The 18,919-nt window shown below is 68.1% G+C and carries 11 protein-coding genes; 5 read left to right on the top strand and 6 right to left on the bottom strand.

Annotated elements, in window-relative coordinates:
- Positions 1–69: 69 nt before the first annotated feature.
- The 3 genes from A39O_RS0125585 to A39O_RS37120 form a co-directional block, all read right to left on the bottom strand.
- Positions 70–726, bottom strand: coding sequence for a DUF4384 domain-containing protein (locus A39O_RS0125585; protein WP_020507508.1), 657 nt, complete (start codon positions 724–726; stop codon positions 70–72).
- 996 nt (positions 727–1,722) lie between these two features.
- Positions 1,723–3,477, bottom strand: coding sequence for an SUMF1/EgtB/PvdO family nonheme iron enzyme (locus A39O_RS37125; protein ID WP_020507506.1), 1,755 nt, complete (start codon positions 3,475–3,477; stop codon positions 1,723–1,725).
- 546 nt (positions 3,478–4,023) lie between these two features.
- Complete coding sequence (locus tag A39O_RS37120; RefSeq protein ID WP_083924891.1) at positions 4,024–5,565, bottom strand: SUMF1/EgtB/PvdO family nonheme iron enzyme; 1,542 nt, start codon at positions 5,563–5,565, stop codon at positions 4,024–4,026.
- 378 nt (positions 5,566–5,943) lie between these two features.
- On the opposite strand from A39O_RS37120, the gene A39O_RS0125555 reads away from it, so the two are divergent.
- Both A39O_RS0125555 and A39O_RS0125550 read left to right on the top strand, forming a co-directional pair.
- On the top strand, positions 5,944–6,270 hold the full coding sequence (locus A39O_RS0125555) for a type II toxin-antitoxin system RelE/ParE family toxin (protein ID WP_020507503.1): 327 nt from the start codon (positions 5,944–5,946) through the stop codon (positions 6,268–6,270).
- Positions 6,260–6,550 (top strand): helix-turn-helix domain-containing protein, encoded by a 291-nt coding sequence (locus A39O_RS0125550; protein ID WP_020507502.1) that lies wholly within the window; start codon positions 6,260–6,262, stop codon positions 6,548–6,550. The genes A39O_RS0125555 and A39O_RS0125550 overlap by 11 nt, the downstream gene beginning before the upstream one ends.
- A 400-nt stretch (positions 6,551–6,950) precedes the next feature.
- Here the strand turns inward: A39O_RS0125550 and A39O_RS37115 are convergent, their stop codons facing one another.
- The 3 genes from A39O_RS37115 to A39O_RS0125530 all read right to left on the bottom strand — a co-directional run bounded on the left by A39O_RS37115 (position 6,951) and on the right by A39O_RS0125530 (position 10,989).
- The gene (locus A39O_RS37115; protein ID WP_245561980.1) at positions 6,951–8,786 is read right to left on the bottom strand and encodes an SUMF1/EgtB/PvdO family nonheme iron enzyme; all 1,836 of its coding nucleotides are present in this window, start codon (positions 8,784–8,786) and stop codon (positions 6,951–6,953) included.
- A gap of 339 nt (positions 8,787–9,125) precedes the next feature.
- Positions 9,126–10,052 (bottom strand): hypothetical protein, encoded by a 927-nt coding sequence (locus tag A39O_RS0125535; protein WP_020507499.1) that lies wholly within the window; start codon positions 10,050–10,052, stop codon positions 9,126–9,128.
- A 73-nt stretch (positions 10,053–10,125) separates the two neighbouring features.
- Complete coding sequence (locus A39O_RS0125530) at positions 10,126–10,989, bottom strand: hypothetical protein (protein WP_020507498.1); 864 nt, start codon at positions 10,987–10,989, stop codon at positions 10,126–10,128.
- A gap of 619 nt (positions 10,990–11,608) precedes the next feature.
- Between A39O_RS0125530 and A39O_RS0125525 the strand changes: the two genes are divergently transcribed.
- From A39O_RS0125525 to A39O_RS0125515, 3 genes are all read left to right on the top strand, one after another.
- Complete coding sequence (locus A39O_RS0125525) at positions 11,609–12,400, top strand: caspase family protein (RefSeq protein WP_020507497.1); 792 nt, start codon at positions 11,609–11,611, stop codon at positions 12,398–12,400.
- A 295-nt stretch (positions 12,401–12,695) separates the two neighbouring features.
- Positions 12,696–18,212 (top strand): CHAT domain-containing protein, encoded by a 5,517-nt coding sequence (locus A39O_RS0125520; RefSeq protein ID WP_020507496.1) that lies wholly within the window; start codon positions 12,696–12,698, stop codon positions 18,210–18,212.
- Between the two features lie 2 nt (positions 18,213–18,214).
- Positions 18,215–18,784 (top strand): hypothetical protein, encoded by a 570-nt coding sequence (locus A39O_RS0125515; RefSeq protein ID WP_020507495.1) that lies wholly within the window; start codon positions 18,215–18,217, stop codon positions 18,782–18,784.
- Positions 18,785–18,919 lie beyond the last annotated feature (135 nt).

The raw sequence follows: 18,919 nt of genomic DNA, 5'->3' as shown, positions 1-18,919 counted from the left end.
GCTTGATTCTTGATAGCGTCTTATTCGGAAATCGCCTAAAGTCCGACAGACTGCTAGGCCGGCTCAGGATCAGTTCGGGGCGCCCCCACGCTCGGTGATCTTGATCTCGATGTCGCGGATCGCGAGATCCCCGTCCGGCTTGCCGCCGCGCACATCACGCACCCGCACACCCTTCTCCGCGAACAGGTCTTCGAGCGCGGCCTCCTTGGTCACCAACCACCCGTCGGCCGCTTTCCCCTGCGCGGGCGGCGAGTTGCCCGGGGCCGTGCGCTGCGCCTGATCGAGGTCGATGTAGCGCGTACTGGCAACGAACACGAAGCGCTCAGTCTCCGCCTTGTCCGCGACGAACTCGAAGCTCTTGTCCGGCACCTGGATCTCGCGCCCGGCCGGATATTTGTTGTTGCTGTGCCGGCGGCTCGGAACCAGCAGGGTGGCGTCGCGCGTGTTCGGGTCGACGCTGTAGACATAGAGGAAGAAGGTGCGGTTGCCGCTGACCTTGAAGCGGATGGGCTCGTTGACCACAAAGCGGTCCTTGGCGGGTTCGACCGTCAGCGTCAGCCGGTCCGCCTGACCATCGACGACACTGACCTGTTTGGCGTCGACCGCCGGCGCATCCTGCTGCGCGAAAGCCGGCGCGCCGGCGGTCGCGGCCAGGCCGGCCAGCAGCAAGGATCGCAATGCCCAGTGGCGGCCGGGGACGATAATGGGGGCGGTGGCGAGAGGCATGAGTCAAGTTCCTTCAGGTTGGTCTGGGGGCGCTGGGATGGCCCGTCGGGCCGCCCGCGCGACGGGCGGCGGTGTCGTGATCAAGAAACGGATCGCCGGGCGGAAAGTGACAAAAGCGGGTACCGGCCGGGGGACGCGGCGCGTCTTGGGAAGCGCTCCCACACGGCGAGACGGTGAAAGGATTCGCCAACACCGCGCCGAAGCCGCGACCAGGACCGCCGGCAGCCTGCCGGCCCGCCGCCGTCAGGCGGCGTTCGGCACCGATGAAAGGCTGATAAGTCGCTGTAAAAATGGTGAAAAACCAGGCGCTTCGCGCCAACGCGTAGGATGGGCATCGCGCTCGATATTGTGAAAGTATTCGCTCCGAACCCGAAAACATCGCAATGCCGTAGGTTGGGGTGAGGAACGAACCCCAACATTTCCGCGCCTTACGTTTGGCTGCTCGTTGGGCTTCGTTCCCGACACTGGTGGCGAATTCTCCCGACCGCGGAGTCTGGAAAGAACATATCTCACGCCAAGTCGCCAAGCACGCCAAGAAGAGCGCAATTCTGCGGTGACCCCAACCTACCGGGCTTGCGCGATGAGACGGCGCGTGCCGAGCAGGAGCGTGCCCGTGCCGAGCAGGAACACGCGCGTGCGGAGCAACTGGCCGAGCGGTTGCGCGCCCTGGGATTCGAGCCTTGAGCCTGAGAGCCCGATCAAGGGTTTTCATGAAGACACGCAAGAAAGAGAAGAAATCCTCTCACAAAGACACAAAGACACAAAGGTAGAGAAGCCTTTCATGGCTTTTTATCTTTTTTTTCTTCTTCGTGTCTTTGTGTCTTTGTGAGAGCATCTTCTTTTTCGGTGAGAGCCCGTAGGTTGGAGCGCGTAGGATGCGGTGAGTACTCGAACCGCATTACCTACCCACCTGAAGTCGCCCCGACGCGTCGGTCGATCATTTCCCGGAAATCACCTTAAGGCTCAATGCCTTCAAGGGGTAAAGCGTTAAAGGAATTAAGGGGAAAGCGTCCTGGCAAGACGCAAACCGAGATCGTTGCTGCGGCCCCCGGGAACGCTGCTGTAGCGGAAGGCGGCGCGCGCGCCCCTGGAGCTGCTGTTCCAAGACCCGCCGCGCACCACCCGCGCGGACTTGGCATCATTATTGCTTATGCATCGCTGCTCAGCACCATCGTACGGATTGGCCCAAGCCGAACAAGTCCACTCCCGGACATTGCCGCTCATGCCATAAAGCCCCAACCCATTCGCCGCCTTGCCGCCGACCGGGTGCGTCTTGCCCCCGCTGTTCTCCCTATACCAGGCCAGCCGATCCAGGTCCTTGCCGCCACAGTAGGTCTCCTCCTTGCCGCCGCCGCGACAAGCGTATTCCCACTCGGCCTCGGTCGGCAGCCGCAGCCCCTGCTGACCGCCCTGATCGAGCTTGGCGATAAACGCCTGGGCGTCGTTCCAACTTACCTGCTCCACCGGACAGTCGGGGCAATCTTTGAACTTGGACGGGTTGCTGCCCATCACCGCCTGCCACTGCGCCTGCGTCACCTCCGTTGTCGCCAGCCAATACCCCTTGACCTGGACTTGCCGGGCAGGCTTTTCATCATCGTCACACTCCCCCGCCCAGGCCCCGCCGCAGCCCATCTGAAAGCGGCCCGCCGGCACCGGCACGAAAACCATCCCGGTCTTGGGCTCGATCCAGGTCCCAGCCGTGACGGGTGCCTGGGGCGGGGCAGGAGGCGCCGCCGGCGCCGCGCCCGGCAGGATCAGGCTGATCGGGGTCCAGACCCCCGACTGGAGCGCCACTTGCTGCTGTACCCGCTGCCGCCCAGGGGCGCTCGCCTCGACCAGGACCGTACCCACCGGGAGGTTGCTCAGGTTCAGCGGCTCACCCGGACCGGCCCGGCCCACCTCGCGCCCATCCACCCACACCCGCGCGCCGGGGGCGTCCACGTTCACCTGCAGATAACCCACCGCCGCCGGGGGCGCCAAATAGTGCTTGCCGAGCAGGTTCCCCTCCTTGTAGGGCACCTGGCTGCCGTTACTGTCCCGGTCGACATTCAGGGCCACCTCGTCGAAGCCGTCCTCGATGTCCAGCCCGGGACGGTCGAGCACCGCCAGCAGGTGCTGGGTGAAGAGCCCATTGCGCCCGCGCGGGTTGTCCGCGGCGGTCTGATTGGGGCTGGCGGCATAGAGCACCAGGGTGCCGCCGTTCGCCGTCACCCGGCCGAGCCCCTTGCCGCCGCGCGAGGCGGCATAGGGGTTGTCCCGGCAGGCGTCGAGCACCACCAGGCTCATGGCCCCCTTGGGGCGGCGCTCCAACTCCGCGAGGATGGCGTTGACACTCACCCCTTCGCTTTTGATGTCGGCCTCGCGCTCGATCCTGGCATCCACCGGCAACAGGTAACTGTCGCGGTCGCTGTCCTGCAGACCATGCCCGGAATAGAAGATCACGGCGGGTTCCACCGCGGCGCGGAGGGCGTCGAGGAAGCGGTTGACCTCCAGGCGCAACGCGCGCCCATCGAGGTCCTGCACCTGGGTGACCGCGAACCCCAGCGCGGTCAGCTTGGCCGCCACGTCCCGCGCATCGTTGAGGGTGTTGACCAGGGGTCGCTCACGCTCGTACTTGGCATTGCCGATCACCAGTGCGCGCCCCCCGCTCGCCGCGGCCACGGTGCTCCCCAGCAGCAATAACAGGCCCAGACCAAGCAGCCGGAACCCGTGCCAGCCGCCGCGTTGCCGTGTATGCCCTCGATCCCTCATGCCCCTTCACTCCGCTCGGTGCGTCAATGGTTCAATCGTCGGCGCGCAATATACCGCACCTGGCCCCGGCGCGCGGCGGCGTCGCCGACGATCAGCAATTCCAAATTTGGGCGGCCTCGCGCGACCCGGTGAAAGGATTCGCCAACACCGCGCCGAAGCCGCGACTGGGACCGCCGACAGCCTGCCGGCCCGCCGCCGTCAGGCGGCGTTCGGCACCGATGAAAGGCTGATAAGTCGCTGTAAAAATGACAAGGAATCCTGGGCTTCGCGCCAACGCGTAGGATGGGCAGAGCGAGCGCGATGCCCATCCGGCCACCGCGACGCGTGAGGATGGGCATCGCGCTCGCTCTGCCCATCCTACCGACTTTCGACAATTCGGATACCGGTCAATGTAGGTGCGCCTTCAGTCGCACCTGCGTCCGAGCCGATGGCGGGTGGTATCCGGTGCTCCGGAAATCACCCAAAGTCGCCCCTACACGTCGGTCGATCATTTCCCGGAAAACGCCCTAGGGCTCAATGCCTTCAGGAGATAAAGCAGTAAAGGAATCAGGGGGAAAGCGTCCTGGCAAGACGTAAACCGATATTGACCCAGCGCTCCTCGGGATCGCCGTTGAGGCGATCGGCGGCGCGGGCTTCACTGGAGCCGTTCCAAGACCCACCGCGCAACACCAACCCAAGTTTGGCAAGCTTGGCATCATTATTGCTTATGCATCGCTGCTCAGCACCATCATACAGGGTCAAGGCCGAACAGGTCCACTCGCTGACATTGCCGCTCATGTCATAAAGTCCCAACCCATTCGCCGTCTTGCCGCCGACCGGGTGGGTCTTATCCCCGCTGTTCTTGTCATACCAGGCCAGCCGATCCAGGTCCTTACCGCCGCAGTAGGTCTCCTCCTTGCCCCCGCTGCGGCAGGCATATTCCCACTCGGCCTCGGTCGGTAGCCGCAACCCCTGCTGACCGCCCGGGTCGAGCTTGGCGATGAACGCCTGGGCGTCGTTCCAACTCACCTGCTCCACCGGACAGTCGGCGCAGTCTTTGAAGTTGGACGGGTTGCTGCCCATCACCGCCTGCCACTGCGCCTGGGTCACCTCCGTTGTCGCCAGCCAATACCCCTTGACCTGAACTTGCCGGGCAGGCTTTTCAATTTCCTGGCACTCCCCCGCCCAGGCCCCGCCGCAGCCCATCTGAAAGCGGCCCGCCGGCACCGGCACGAAAACCATCCCGGTCTTGGGCTCGGTCCAGGTCGCTGCCGGGGTGTCACTGCCCGCTTGCACGGGCGGCACCGGCCCGCCCCCGCCCACCACCGGCCGGAAATAGAACTGCCCGAGGATCAGGCCCTCTTGCCAAGGGGTCTGGGCCTTCTTGCTGTCGCGCTGCACGCCGCGGGCGACTTGCTTGAAGGTCTCCTCCACCGGGACGCCGGGCTGGTCGAGGGCGGTGAGCAGATGCTGGGTGAAGAGCCCGTTGCGCCCCGCCGGGTTGTCGCTGGCGGTCTCGCCGGGGCGGGTGGCGTACAGGATGAGGGTGCCGCCGGGCGCCTCGACCCGCGCCAGGCCCTTGTCGCCGATGGCCTTGCGGTCGGAGCGCAGGTAGGGGTTGTTGCGGCAGGCGTCCAGCACGATGAGGTTGACGGCGCTGTCGCCGCGCTCGCCCAACCCGGCCAGCAGGGTGTCGACCGGGATGGTCTCGTTGGGGACGTCCAGCGCGTCGTGCAATTGCGCGTCCACCGGAACCAGATAGTTCCTGCCGCCGACCTGCAAGCCGTGACCCGAGTAATAGAAAAGTGCGACACCGTCGCTGCCGCGCACCTGGCGCACGAAGTCGGTGAGCGCCCGCGCCAGGTCGCGCCGCCCGAGATCCTGGTGCGCGGTCACCCGAAAGCCCAGTCCGATGAGCTTGCGCGCCATGTCCACGCTGTCGTTGCGGGTGTTGACCAGCACCGGCTCGCCGGTGTACGCGGCATTGCCGATCACCAGGGCCTGGCGCTCAGGCTCCGCCGCCGGTGCGGCGCCGGCAAGCAGCAGCGCCCCCAGACCGAGACACCACCAAGAACGGCGTCGTTGCGTCCTGTAACCCTGACCACGCATGCCCATCTCCCGCCCGCTGAAGCAACGTCGCTGTGTCTGGTCCCGGCACGCTGCCGGGTTGAATCCGCGGTGCTCACTATACCGCAGCGTCTGCGGTTGCGCACACAAGTGGCCGCATACCCAGCAGTGCCAAACCTTGAGGATCTTGTGCGGCCCCTGGTGGATGCGGCGCGCACGACCGACGTGCCGCGTCCCGAACATTGTGCGGCGCGCCTTATCCACCCTACAGCCGAGCCGGTTTTGTAGGGTGGATAAGCGCTGCGCATCCACCATCAGCCTCGCCGCCGACACGCTGCCGGCAACCGCCACTCAAGTTTGGAACTGCCGGCTTTGCCGGCAGCGCCTGCAATAACGCCGCTTCGAGCGTACAATACAACCATGGTTTTCATCGAACTGCCGATCTTAGTCCGTTGCGCCAGCGACCTCTTCTCGGACGAGGATATTGCTGAATTGCAGGGCATGCTACTCAACAACCCCGCTGCGGGGGACCTGATTCCCGGTGGTCGCGGTCTGCGCAAGTTACGAATAGCACTACCAGGGCGTGGAAAACGCGGCGGTGCGCGCGTGATTTACTACTATTGGTGCAGCAAGGAACAATGCTATTTGCTTTACGCCTACGCCAAAAACGTAGCATCCGACCTAAGCAAGGAGCAACTGCACCGACTGGCCGATGTCATAGAAGCTGAGCTAAAAAATGGAGAATAAGCAGTTTGAAGAGTTGCTGGAGAGCGTGCGCGACATGGGGCGCCACATGCGCGGTGAGCGCGTGGCCGAGGCACGGGTGCAGGAATTTCCGGAACCCGATGTCAAGGCGATCCGCGAGCGGACCGGCCTGAGCCAGACGCGCTTTGCCTATCTGATCGGCGTCAAGCCCAAGACGCTGCAGAACTGGGAGCAGCACCGCGTGCGGCCGGCTGGACCCGCGCGAGCGCTGCTGAGGATCGTCGAGGCCAACCCTGGCGCTTTGGCCGCTCTGCACACCTGAACCTACGTCCGCTCATTGCTCAGGCCGCTGCCCGCGCGGAAACTTCTCCAGCGTCGGAATGAGCCAGAGGATGAAGCGGTACATGACCTCGAGGGCCGGACCGGTGTGACGGGCATTGTCGGCCATGGGTGCCGGGGCTCCAAAAAAATTTTTAAAGAGGGACACTGCCCGCCGTGCCCCCGGTGCGATCAATACCGATACTGACGCCCCTTTCAGTGTAGGGTACGCATCGCGTACCCACCCCCAGCAGTCGCCGCGGCCTGGCGGGTACGCGATGCGTACCCTACGGGATTCTGGTCAACACATCATGTCCGAGCGCACCCGCCCCTAAACCCTTACCCCGGAGAAGACCGCCTATCCTTAGGGCTCAATGCCTTCAAGGGGTAAAGTGTTAAAGGAATTAAGGGGAAAGCGTCCTGGCAAGACGCAAACCGAGAATGAAGTTGCGGTCCTCGGGATCGAAGGTGAAGCGGTTGGCGGCGCGCGCGTCCCTGGAGCTGTTGCCCCAAGACCCGCCGCGCACCACCCGCGCGGACTTGGCATCATTATTGCTGATGCATCGCTGCTCAGCACCATCATACGGGTTGGCCCAGGCCGAACAAGTCCACTCCCAGACATTGCCGCTCATGTCATAGAGCCCCAACCCGTTCGCCGTCTTGCCGCCGACCGGGTGGGTCTTGCTCCCACTGTTCTCGCCATACCAGGCCAGCCGATCCAAATCCTTACCGCCGCAGTAGGTCTCCTCCTTGCCGCCGCCGCGGCAGGCGTATTCCCACTCGGCCTCGGTCGGTAGCCGCAACCCCTGCTGACCGCCCGGATCGAGCTTGGCGATGAACGCCTGGGCGTCGTTCCAACTCACCCCCTCCACCGGACAGTCGGCGCAGTCTTTGAACTCGGACGGGTTGCTGCCCATCACCGCCTGCCACTGCGCCTGCGTCACCTCCGTTTTCGCCAGCCAATACCCCTTGACCTGGACTTGCCGGGCAGGCTTTTCATTGTCGAAACACTCCCCCGCCCAGGCCCCGCCGCAGCCCATCTGGAAACGGCCCGCCGGGACCCACACGAATTCCATCCCGGTCTGGGGCTCGGTCCAGGTCCCGGCCGCCGCCGGCGGCACCGGGACTGGGGGCACCGCCGGCGCCGCGCCCGGCAGCGCCAGGCCGACCTGAGTCCAAACCGCGGATTGCAGTGCGACTTGCTGCTCCACCCGCTGCCGCCCAGGGGCGCTCGCCGCGACCCGCACCGTGCCCACCGACAGGTTGCTCAGGTTCAGCGGTTCACCCGGCCCGGCCACCCCAACCTCGCGCCCATCCACCCACACCCGCGCGCCGGGGGCGTCCACGTTCACCTGCAAATACCCCACCGTTGGCGGGGGCGGCGGCGACACCTGGGCCAGATAGTGTGGCCTCACCAGGGTGTCGTTCTTCCAGGGTTGCTGCTTGGCGTCGGTCGCCCGCTGCACCCGCGCGGTCACCGCCCCAAAGACCTCCCACAGGCTCTTGCCGGGGGCCGCCAGCTCCGCCACCAGGGCGGCGGTATAGGGACTGAGTGCCCCGCCCCCGTCGGCCGCCGTCCTGCCCGGCCCGGTGGCATAGCCGATGAGGGTTTCGCCGGTGAGTCGCTCCCGCTCGATCCCTTTGAGCCCGGCCCCGCCATAGCTCTTGCCCTGGGCGAGCGGATTGTTGCGGCAGGCGTCGAGCACCACCACGTTGAGCGCGGTGCGGCGCTCCTCCAGCACCCCGAGCACTTCGCGCAGTGCCACGCCGTCGGCGCGCAGCCGCCGCTCGCTGCTCGGGTCAGCGGCATCCACCGGGATCAGATAGTTGTCCTCCCCCACCCCGACCCCGTGCCCGGAATAATAGAAAAAGGCGGTATCACCCTCGCCCAGCGCCTGGGCGAAGCGGTCCAGATCGTCGATCATCTGGCCGCGGCGCCGGTCGGTCTGTTCGATCACCGCGTCGAACTGCAGATCGTCGCGCAGCACCTTGGCCACCGCCGCGGCGTCGGCGTCCGGGCTGCGCAGCCGGTTCCAGCCGGTCTGCGGGTCATAGGCGCCGTTGCCGATCACGAGCGCGATGCGCCGCCCGTGGCCCGGCTCCGCCACGGCGGCCGTTGCCGCCGGAGCGCGCCCCTTGCTCGGCGAGGGCCCCCACTGGTCCGCCGTGCCCCACCAGAACACGCCCAGGCCCACCAATATCAGGACCCCAGCCAACATCATCCAGCGTCTTGTGTTCATCACGCGCGTTCTCCTCCGCGTTATCGTTCGTTTAGAACCCTTTAATATCACAGGAGCCGGGGCGTCCCGCCCCGGATAGCGAAGGGGCCGGGGCGGGACGCCCCGGCTCCTCTCGAAACCTCCTTGGCCCGGTCGGGTTAACGGCCATGGAAGGAACATCAGCGATCCCGGACGATGTCCCCCGTGGGAGCGGCGTCCCGCCGCGATGGGTGCCACGGTGATCTCGAACGCTGCGGTGACACGCCCGGCCCCATCGCGGCGGGACGCCGCTCCCACGGGGTCGCCGCGCGACTTTCACGGTAACGCCTCGGTGCGGTGCCTGGACACGTTGCGCAACCGTCACTCGCCGGCCCCGATGGCGAGCAGCCGCGCGGCGGTCGCGCACAGACGGCGCGGATCTTCAGCCTGAGCCGCGGCGGCCAGGGTGGCGGCCAGCGGCTCGCCCGACTGGGCGGCCAGGTCCGCCGCCAGACGTGTCAGGGTCCGTGCCGCCGCCGCCCAGTCGGGTGCGCGCGCGGCGGCCGGTGCGCAGCCCGCGTCGAGCTCCCAGGCCCAGCGCCCGAGTCGCTGGTAGGCGTCGCGCCGGGCGCGACAGGCGCGCTCGTCGGCGGGACAGTCGGGACGGCGGCCGGCCGCCAGGTCCAATCCTTTTCCGACCCGGCCGCTGCCCGCCGCCAACTGCGCCAGGCGCACGCCGTCGCGGAACGCCTGCCGGGCGTCGGCGTCGGTCGCGGCCGCCTGGCTGGATGTCGCGGGTTGCAAATCCGTGTCCCCACCGGCCCCGTCCAGGTGCGCCAGATCGCGCTCCACTGCCGCCCGCAGACCCGCCTGCTGTTCGCGGCCGGCCGGTGTATGGGCGAGGTCGGGCGCGCGCGGCAGTTGGCCCAGTTGCGGCAAGACGATGAAGCCGATGCCGGCGGCGAGCGCGAGGGTGGCGAGTCCACCGCCCCAAGCCCAGGGCGCCGCGAGTAGCCGCCGACCGGAGAGGAGGCGGGAAAGGAAGCCGGGGTTGACCGGCGCCGCCGCGGGGGCGAGCTGCCGGGCCAGGTCGGCGGCGGTTTCGAGTTCGACGAGCTGGGCGAAGGCCGCGGGGTCACGGGCCAACCGGGCGCGCACCGCGGCGGCCCGTGCCGGGGACAGGGCGCCGTGGCGCCAGCGCTCGATCTCGGCAAGATCGGGCGGCGCTTCGGGCGGGGTCGCGTCGGCGAGGGCGAGCGCGAGGGCGGCGTTGGCCCGCTGGTCTGCATCGGCTGGGTGGTGGGGCATGATGGGGCGGCGCTGACGCGGCGGTCGGCTCATGGTTGGCAGAGAACGGCGGCCGGTGGAGTTTCTGACATTTTCAGGTCTCTTGGGGCAGGAGGTCGTCCAGGCCGATCCCGGCCTGGTGCACCAGCCGAGCGAGCTTGGCGAGCGCACCCTGACGCCGGTAGCGCACCTGCCGTACGCTGAGCCCGCCCAGGAGTTCGCCGATGCGCCGCTCGGTGAGGTCGGCGAGGAAGCCGCGCAGGATGAAGGCTTCCTCGGTGTCGAGGCTGAGGCCGGCGCCGCCGCTGTCGGCCAGCAGCGCGGCGAGCCGGGCAAACAGGGGTTCGGACGCCCCGGTGTAACCGCTGGTGAAAAGCAGCGCCTGGAGCGCCTCGGCCTGGCGGCGGGCGAGCGCGGCCTCGGGGCTGTCGCCGGGGGCGGGCGGGTCGAGCGCGGGGCTGGTGTCGGGCTCGTCCTGGTTGAGCGAGACCTCCTCACGGCCGGCGCACTCCTGCCGGCGGTCGAGCTCGCGCAGCAGGTCTTGCACCTGCGCCGGGTTGACGGCCGGGTGTGCGGCCAGTTCGGGATCGGCGCGCAGGGCGATCAGGACCTCATCGAACCGCTGCCGCGCCAGGCAATAGAGTTCGAAGATGCGCCGCCCCAATGGGCCGTAGGCGCGCAGCCACTGCCGGGGCTCGGGCCGCCCCCGGCGCTCGCGGTAGCAGTCGATGAGTGCGTGCTTGAAGGCGACCAGGAGATAGCCGTCGGTCAGGGCGCGCCCGCCGTCCTCGGCGGTGAGCCCGGCGAGCCGCAGCGCGAGCTTCTGGCGCGCGTCGGCCGCCAGCTCGGCGGCGTCGGTGTAGCGCCCATAGCGCTCGCGCGCCAGCCGCTCGAAGCGCGCCGTCCAGTGCGGCTGGTAGAGGTCACCGATCCAATCGTGTGCGTTGTTGGCTGCCATTGCGTGTTGGGTTGCCGCGGGTGTCCGTGCCTGCTCCTGTTGTTTCCGCGCTTGCCGAGCCAACGACTCGGGGTCCGGGCCGAGTCCCAGCCGGCGGTATGCGTCGTCAGGGCTTCCAGCCCTGACGGTGTCAGGCCAGGATGGCCTGACGACGCACCCGGCACGCCCAAGTGGCCGGAATCGTGATCGAGGCCTGGCCGTTCACTTGCCGCGATGACACTGCTCCGGTTTTCCGGCATTGCCAAGCGCGTTTCGCTTGAACACGAGGCGCTGAAGCGGATGATCGCAGTAAGGGCGCCGTCGTGCAACTGACACACCGCCACAGACCCTGACGCGCCGCCACAGACCCCTGGTGGATGCGGCGCGCGCGACCGGCGTCACGGGTCCCCGACACCGAGCGGCGCGCCTTATCCACGCTACAGCGGCGCCGCTTTCGTAGGGTTCCCGGCACTGGGAACCGCGCCGCATCCACCGCCGCTGTAAGGCCGCGGGTGCGTTGCGGGGGCCGCCATATTGCGCAACCGGCCGGCACCGACCAAACTCACTCCCCAGCGGGCCAGGTGTCAGGCCATGCTGCGCGTCTGAGCACCGCTTTCACCCACGCACTGAGATCCTCACCATGAATAAGAAGGCACTCTGCATCGGTATCAACGACTATCCGGGCACCAACAACGACCTCTCCGGGTGCGTGAACGATGCCAATGACTGGGCGGTAGAACTGGGCAAACGCGGCTTTTCAGTCACCAAGCTGCTCAATGGGCAGGCGACCAAGTCGGCCATGGTCACGGCCATCCGCGGCCTGATCGGTGCCGCGCGCGAGGGCGACACCCTGGTGTTGACCTATTCCGGTCATGGCACCTGGGTCCCCGACAGCTCCGGCGATGAACCGGACGGCCGCGACGAGGCCCTCTGCCCCCATGATATCGGCACCCGCGGTCCGCTCCTGGACGACGAGATCCGCACGCTGTTCGCCGCCCTCGGCAAGGGCGTACGGCTGTTGTTCCTCTCCGACAGTTGTCACTCGGGCTCGGTGATCCGCGGGCGCGAGGACGATCTGGACGCCGGCGGGCCGCGCGCCCGTTTCATGCCGCTGGAAGACTGGATGTCCGAGGACGAACTGCCGCGGGGCATTGCGCAAGCCCCGCGCGTCGTCAGCGGCCTGCGGCGCACCGGCGGCGACCTGCTGCTCGCCGGCTGCAAAGATACCGAATACTCCTACGACACCAGCTTCCAGGGACGGGCCAACGGCGCCTTCAGTTATTACGCGCTCAAGACCCTGCGCGAGCGCAAGCCGTCCAACTACGATGTCTGGTTCAACGCCATCCGCGAGTATCTGCCCAGTTCCCGCCTGGCCCAGACGCCGCAGATTCTGGGTTCAGCCACGGCCCGGCGTTTTGGGGTGTTCGAGTAGCCCACTCGGCTCACCCAAGCCGCGGCTGGGAGCGGGAGTGTCGGCGTCCATGCCCGGCGCCGGGCTGGGCTTTGAGGAGGTCGAGGCTTTACCGTGAAAGTCGCGCGGCGACCCTGTGGGAGCGGCGTCCCGCCGCGATGGGGTCGGGCGTGTCATCGCAGCGTTCGAGATCGCCGCGGCACCGCATCGCGGCGGGACGCCGCTCCCACGGGGGCCATTTTTCTCGTGGCCGGAACCATGATCAAGGACTTATTTCCGACTCATTCACCTGTATCAGGCCGGCGGGAGCATCGCGATGGCAGAAAATCCACGGGTCCGCATCCGCGGTGACTCACAGGCAGCCGCCCTGCCTGCCACCCGACTGGTGGCCGTGCAGACCGCACGGCGACTGGTGCCGGGCAGCGGCCGGGCGAGCGGCGGCGAGACGAGCCTGGCCGCGGACGAGGTGGTGCGCGTTACACTGACCAATGGGTTCGCCCTCTGGACCCGGGCCGACGACCTGGTCCGTGAACGGGGACAGCAGACCGCGACCCGCGGGATTGCCATCGATCGGGACACGATCTGGGAGTTGGACACCCGGCCGCCCGCGCAGGCGCGCGGCGTAACCCGCGGGGGCTGGGGTCTCGGTCTCTCGGTCCTGGACTGCTTCGGCGTCGATCTCAAGGATCAGAGCATCCGTACCCTGGGCGAGCGACTGGAGGAGCACCAGCTTCAGGGCCAGTCGCCGGGACTCTATCACTGCGCCTTGGGAGACACCTTCGCCCTGACGCCAGTCACCGCACAGACGCCGCTCGCCGTTGACCAGGGGCCGCTCCTGGTCTTCATTCACGGCACCGGCTCCAGTTGCCGGGGGTCCTTCGGCGCACTCTGGGCCGGGTCCGCCGCCGCCACCGCGGCGCGCGACGACTTAAGCCGGCGCTACGGCACGCGGGCACTCGCCTGGGAACACCGCTCGCTCACCGAGAGCCCGATCGTCAATGCGCTGGAACTGGTGCGCGCACTCCCCGCCGGAGCCCAGTTGCATCTGGTCACCCATTCGCGCGGCGGTCTGGTCGGCGAACTGCTGTGCCTGGGCGAGCGCGACCGGGCGACCGATCCACTGCAGCCGGACCTGCTCGACACTCTGTTCGCCGCGGACCACACGATCGCCGCGCAACTCGGCTTGAGCCCGCTCGCCGCGACCGCCCGCGTCGAGCACGACCAGGCCTATCGGGCGGACCGCGCGGCGCTTGCGCAACTGCTGACCCTGCTCGCGACCGCGCGCCCGCGGATCAGCCGCTTCGTGCGCGTCGCCTGCCCCGCCCGGGGCACCACCCTGGCCTCCGGCCGCCTGGACCGCTGGCTGTCGGTGCTCGCCCAGTTGGCGGGCTGGACCCTGACCGACGCGACCATGGACTTTCTGCTGGCGGCGGTCAAGGCGCGCACCGATCCGCGCACCCTGCCCGGCCTGGAGGCGATGATGCCCGGCTCGGCCCTGACCCGACTGCTCCAGCATCCGGACCTGATGACCCGCGCGGACCTGACGGTCATCGCCGGCGACGCCCAGGGCGACGCGCTCTGGGGTCAGCTCAAACTGTTCGTTGCCGACTGGTTCTATGGCTCCGATCACGATCTGGTCGTCAATACCGGGTCGATGGCGGGTGGTCTGCGCCGCCCCCCGGGAGGGGCGCGGCTGCTCCGCGATCAAGGTCCGGAGGTCAATCATTTCGGCTATTTCAGCAATGAACGCAGCCTGCGCTGGCTGACCGCCGCGCTCGCCCGCGCCGAGGGGTCGGATGCCGGTTTCCAGCCCATCGAGCAGGCCCCGCATGAAGCGCCGCGCTGGCGCGAGACGGTGCGCCGCGCCCGCTCGGCCGGTACACCCAAGCCATTGGCGGTGATCGTGCCCGGCATGATGGGCAGCAGCCTGGCGGTCGATGGGCACACGCTCTGGCTGGACTATGAGGCCCTGCAACGCGGCGGCATCGAGCGCCTGCGGCGCCACCGAACGGATCGCGTGGAGCCGGTCGGACCGCTGGACGCACGCTACGGCCCGTTGATCGCGTTCCTGGCGCGCAGCCACCGCGTCGAGGTCTTTGCCTACGACTGGCGGCGCTCGATTCTGGACACCGCGCAGACTCTGACCGAACACCTGGACGCCTGGCTGCCCGAGGCCGAGCGGACCAAACAACCCGTCCGGCTGATCGCCCACTCGCTGGGCGGACTGGTGGTGCGCGCCATGATCGGCGACGGCGGGACGGGCGCGGCACTGTGGCGGCGCATCATCGCTTTGCCCGAGTCGCGGCTGCTCATGCTCGGCACCCCTCACCAGGGCACCTGCGAGGCCCTGCGCTGGCTCACCGGCCGGCATCCGACCCTGACACGGTTGAGCCTGCTCGATCTCACCCAGGGGCCTGATGCGCTGGTCGACATCCTGCGCGCCTATCCGGCACTCCTGGAGTTGCTGCCCGGCGCGACACGGGGGCCGGACCTGCTCCGGATGGATGCCTGGAACGACCTCAAGCAGACCCTGCGTGCCGACTGGAACCCGCCCACTGCTGCAGCCTTGCGCCAGGCACGCGCGACCTGGAGCCTGCTGCGTGACAGCCCGGTCGACCCGCGACACCTGGTCTCGGTGGCTGGTCACCAGGCGGCAACCATCGCGGACTACCGGCTCCAACCGGCGGACGCGTCCGACCCGGCGGCTGCCGGACAGCTCGACTTTCTCGCCACCGCCCAGGGGGACGGCACCGTCACCTGGCGTTCCGGACAACTGCCGAACGTGCCGGTCTGGTATGTCGGGGACACCGCCCACGACGCACTCTGCACGCGTCAGGCCGCCTTCCCTGGTTACCTGGATCTGCTCATGACGGGCACCACCACCCGGCTGACCCGGACGCCGCCGGGTGCGACCCGCACTACTGCCGCGGACGATGCGGCCGAGGATGGCGCACTGTTCCCGCTGCCCGCACCGCCGCCCACCGACGACATCCCGGATCAGCAGGCGGTGGAATCCTTCGGCTTCGGATCCAGCCGGTCGACCGAGGACCCGGGGGACGCGCCGGCGGCACCGGCCATCCAGGTCTGCATCCGCCATGGCGACCTGAGTTATGCCCGCTACCCGGTGCTGGTCGGACATTACCTTGGCGATACCATCGTCAGTGCCGAACTGGCGCTGGATGAACGGCTTGCCGGACGTTTGAGCGAGTGTTTGCAACTGGGACTCTATCCCGGCCGGGCGGGCAGTTCGGCGCTCTTCATCAATGAGCGCCCGCGGGCGATGCCGGCCGGTGCGGTGGTGGTCGGACTCGGTCAGGTCGGGGAACTGACGCCCGCGTCACTGGAAACGGGGGTCCGGGATGCCCTGCTCGATTTTGCGCTGCGCGTCGCCCGCTGGTCGAGCGACCGTTTCGGTGCGCCCGACACGGTGCGCTCCGCGGCCTTCTCGGCCTTGCTGGTCGGTTCCGGTGCCGGCGGACTGCGGGTCGCCGATGCCGTCAAGGCGATCCTGCGCGGCGCCTTGGCCGCCGCCGATCGACTGGCAGCGACCGGGCTCGGCGATCGGGTGGCCCTGGATCACATCGAGATCATCGAGCTCTATCAGGATTTGGCGCTGGTGGCCGCCGAGGCGCTCGAGGAGGTCCTGCAGGACGACCAACTGGCCGCCCGCCTCGTCTGGCAACCGCGGGTGGTCGAGGAGGGGGTGGGCGGTCTGCGGCGGGTGCGTTGTGAGGAGGCCGCGGAATGGTGGCAACGTCTGGAAATCACCCAGGAGCCGCGCGGCGAGGCGCTGCGCTTCATCGCGGCCACCGACCGGGCGCGCGCCGAGGTGACGTTGGCGGCCGGTCAGTTACGCCTGGCCGACACCTTCATCGCCCAGGCGTCCCGTTCGCCCGCCGCTAACGCCGAGGCAGCCAAAACGCTGTTCGAGATGCTCCTGCCCACGCGGCTGCGCGAACTCGCGCCCAAGCAGCGCCATCTGGTGGTGCTGGTGGACGAGGTTTCGGCCCGCTTCCCCTGGGAACTCCTGGAGGACCGCTGGAGCCATACCGGCCGTCCGCCCGCCGTCAGCGGCGGCCTCGTGCGGCAGCTCAAGACACCGAGCTATCGGTCCCAAGTCGCACATGCCCAGGAGGCCAAGGCCTATGTCGTGGGCAATCCGGATCTCGATGGCTGGAACGCCTTCAGCGACCTGCCGGGGGCCCGTGAGGAAGCCGGCCGGGTGGCCCAACTGCTGCGCGACCACGGCTTCCAGGTCACGGACCGGATCGACGAAAAAGCCGATGCCATCCTCAACGGACTGCACAAAGACGCCTGGCGCATCCTGCACCTGGCCGGTCACGGCGAGCACGAATTCCCACTGCCCGGGCGAGCGGTCGACACCTGCCCGGCCTGTGGTCAGGCCCCGCCGGCGGTCGCCGAGCGGATCTCCGGTATGGTCATCGGCAAAGAAACCTTCCTGACTCCGGGCGACGTCGAACAACTGCGCTGGGTACCGGAACTGGTGTTCATCAACTGCTGCCACCTCGGTAAGACGCAAGCGACGGCCCCGACCAACGCCAACCAATTGGCGGCCAACCTGGCGGTGCAGTTCATCCGCATGGGCGTCAAGGCCGTGATCGCAGCCGGATGGGCGGTGGACGACCGCGCCGGACTGGCCTTCGCCGAGGGCTTCTATGCCCGGATGCTCGCCGGCCAGCCGTTTGGCGAGTCGGTACGCGCCGCGCGCGAGGAGGTCTGGCGGCGCTTTGCCGACGTGAACACCTGGGGTGCCTACCAATGTTACGGCGACCCGGCCTATCGCCTGCGGGTGGTCCCCGCGCCCGCGGTCGCGCCGGTGCGCCGCCCCTACCATGCCCCGTTTGAAGTGATCGCGGACCTCAGCAATCTGAGCGAGTCCATCCGCACCCAGGTCCGCGAGCGCGACGCCGATCCCGCGACACTGACCGTCTTGCGCACGCGGATCGAGGACCTGATCGGCGCGATCCCGGAGGCACAGCGCGACCCCTGGCTTGCGCGGGCAGACCTGGCGGCGGCCATCGGCTTCGCCTGGGGCGAGACCGGCGCCTATCAGGAAGCGGTGACCTGGCTGGAAACCGCCTTGGGCGCGGAGACCGGCGATTGTTCGCTGCGGACACTGGAACAATGCAGCGACTTCGGGGTGCGGCTCATCGGCGAGCAGTGGCGGACGCTGCGCCATGAACCGGAGGGGCATCATAAGGAGGATCGCCGCCAGGAACTGACCGGGCGGATCGAGCAGTACATCCTGGAGCTGGCCGCGGTCAGCCAACGCGCGCCCACGGCGGAGCGACTGACCCTGCTCGGCCAGGCCTGCCGCCAGCTCGCGTGGCTCCAGACCGAACCGCGCGGCCGGCTCGAAGCCCTGGCCAACATGGCGCACTATCTGGCCCGCGCCGGCGCGCAATCCGACCAACCGGACCCCTGCCCCTTCGCACTCTGGGCCGCGGCCAAGCTGCTGGCCCTGCGGCTGGATGCGACCAGCGGCGGCGACTGGCAGGCCAGCCTGCCCGACACGCTTCAGACGATGATCGACGTGGCCGCCGAGCGCAACGCACGGGAGCCGAGCTTCCGTCACGCGGTGGCCGAGGCCGACAACGCGACGGTCCTGCTGCTCACCCAGACAAGCCCGTCGCCCGCGGCCGTGGAACGCATCATCGCGCTCTACCGGGAACTCTTCCGCCGCGGCGCGAGTCCGCGTGAGGTCGCCTCCGTGCATGAGTCGCTGGACTTTCTCATCGCCTTCGTCGGCGCGCTGCCCACCCCGCTGCCCCAGGTACTGGCGGCCCTCACCGCGATCCGGGAAGCACTCTGATCATGGCCAACCGGGCACGCACCAGGCTCGATCACCTGACGCTTGCGGGACTGGACCCGCAGGACCACATCGCCACCAATTTTCGTGTCTACGAGCTCAGCCGCTGCGAGGTCGCCGCCCGACTCGGCATCGACAATGCCCTGCCCGACGATCAGCTCCTGCGGGCCGCGGTCCAGTTGGTGCGCGAGGTCATGCAGCCGATCCGTGACGCGCACGGCCGCTTCTCGCCCATCAGCCTCTATCGCTGTCAGGCACTGGAACGGGTCCTCAAGAAGAGCCCTCCGGACTGGATCAGCTTGAGTCCCCACACCGGCGGTTGGGCCTGCGATCTGCGCATTCCCGGCCTCACCACCCTGGCGCTGGCGCAATGGGCATCCACCCACCTGCCGGTTTTCGATGAGGTGTGCTGTGAATGTGTCGACCCCGACCTGGGGCCAAGCTCGGGCTGGGTCCACATCGCCCTGCGCCCGGCCGCTTTGGGCCCGAATCGCGCGCAACTGCGCAGCCAGATCCGGGATCGGCGCAACGGGCGCTGGGTGATCGTCGAGGAACTGCAGGACCAGATCGCCTGAATTGCGCCGCCCTGACACTGCAGCAGTTCCAAATTTGGGTGGCCCCTGCCAGCAGAGTGTCGGCGGCGAGGCGGATGGTGGATGCGCTGCGCTTATCCACCCTACGAAACCGGCTCCGTTGTAGGGTGGATAAGG

Origin of the sequence: Lamprocystis purpurea DSM 4197, assembly GCF_000379525.1 — a bacterium.
GTDB lineage: Bacteria > Pseudomonadota > Gammaproteobacteria > Chromatiales > Chromatiaceae > Thiodictyon > Thiodictyon purpureum.
Note: the sequence above shows the minus strand (reverse complement) of the source record. Positions and strands in the feature narration are given on the sequence as shown.

What these genes read in the sequence shown, in the direction of transcription:
- A39O_RS0125585 (WP_020507508.1), bottom strand. Translation starts at nt 726, where the DNA reads ATGCCTCTCGCCACCGCCCCCATTATCGTCCCCGGCCGCCACTGGGCA.
- A39O_RS37125 (WP_020507506.1), bottom strand. Translation starts at nt 3,477, where the DNA reads ATGAGGGATCGAGGGCATACACGGCAACGCGGCGGCTGGCACGGGTTC.
- A39O_RS37120 (WP_083924891.1), bottom strand. Translation starts at nt 5,565, where the DNA reads ATGCGTGGTCAGGGTTACAGGACGCAACGACGCCGTTCTTGGTGGTGT.
- A39O_RS0125555 (WP_020507503.1), top strand. Translation starts at nt 5,944, where the DNA reads ATGGTTTTCATCGAACTGCCGATCTTAGTCCGTTGCGCCAGCGACCTC.
- A39O_RS0125550 (WP_020507502.1), top strand. Translation starts at nt 6,260, where the DNA reads ATGGAGAATAAGCAGTTTGAAGAGTTGCTGGAGAGCGTGCGCGACATG.
- A39O_RS37115 (WP_245561980.1), bottom strand. Translation starts at nt 8,786, where the DNA reads ATGAACACAAGACGCTGGATGATGTTGGCTGGGGTCCTGATATTGGTG.
- A39O_RS0125535 (WP_020507499.1), bottom strand. Translation starts at nt 10,052, where the DNA reads ATGCCCCACCACCCAGCCGATGCAGACCAGCGGGCCAACGCCGCCCTC.
- A39O_RS0125530 (WP_020507498.1), bottom strand. Translation starts at nt 10,989, where the DNA reads ATGGCAGCCAACAACGCACACGATTGGATCGGTGACCTCTACCAGCCG.
- A39O_RS0125525 (WP_020507497.1), top strand. Translation starts at nt 11,609, where the DNA reads ATGAATAAGAAGGCACTCTGCATCGGTATCAACGACTATCCGGGCACC.
- A39O_RS0125520 (WP_020507496.1), top strand. Translation starts at nt 12,696, where the DNA reads ATGGCAGAAAATCCACGGGTCCGCATCCGCGGTGACTCACAGGCAGCC.
- A39O_RS0125515 (WP_020507495.1), top strand. Translation starts at nt 18,215, where the DNA reads ATGGCCAACCGGGCACGCACCAGGCTCGATCACCTGACGCTTGCGGGA.